We start from the raw sequence: 608 nt of genomic DNA, 5'->3' as shown, positions 1-608 counted from the left end.
AGGTCGATGACCGGCGCGGCGTTGGCCTTGACCGAAATCACCGAGTTTGCAGTACCGGTGTGCGTGCCCGTGCCGCCGTCATCGACGGTGACTTTCACGGTACGGTCGCCCGTGGTGGTGTCGGTGGTGCTGAAGGTGATGCGCTGGATTGCGGTGGCGTAATCAGCCTGCGAAGCGGTGCCGGTCAGCTCGATGTGCGTCGCGGTCGATTTGGATGCATCGACTGTGATGCCCGTTGGCAGTGTGCCTACGGTCAACTTGTCACCGGTTTTGGAACCAGTGCTGATGTCGATCACGGCGCCTTTGATGGTGGTGCCATCCGGATCGGTGATCAGCGTGGTCGGCGCGGCAATCGCAACGCCGGTGTGACCCTGAGTTGCGGTCGCAGCGAAGTCATTGCCTGCGGCGGTTGGGCCGTTGAGGTCGATCACCGGAGCATCGTTAACCAGCACCATTTTCACGGTGGTGGTCGCGCTGCCGACAGCGTTCGAGCCGCTGCCATCGTCAACTTTCACCGTCACGGTACGGTCGGCAGGGCTTGGGTTGTTGCTGGTGTTGCTGAACGTGATGTTCTTGATCGCGTTCTGGACGTCAGCGAGGGTGGTCGC

General features: G+C 61.7%; 1 protein-coding gene. It reads right to left on the bottom strand.

Features of this window, described 5'->3' with window-relative positions; all coding sequences use genetic code 11:
• A partial coding sequence (locus tag ACWKWE_RS29225) for a hypothetical protein (protein WP_483852489.1) occupies positions 1 to 608 on the bottom strand: 608 nt, incomplete at both ends.

This window comes from Pseudomonas salicis, assembly GCF_057128705.1.
The sequence above is the reverse complement of the archived record's forward strand: the minus strand, read 5'-3'. Positions and strand labels throughout refer to the sequence as shown.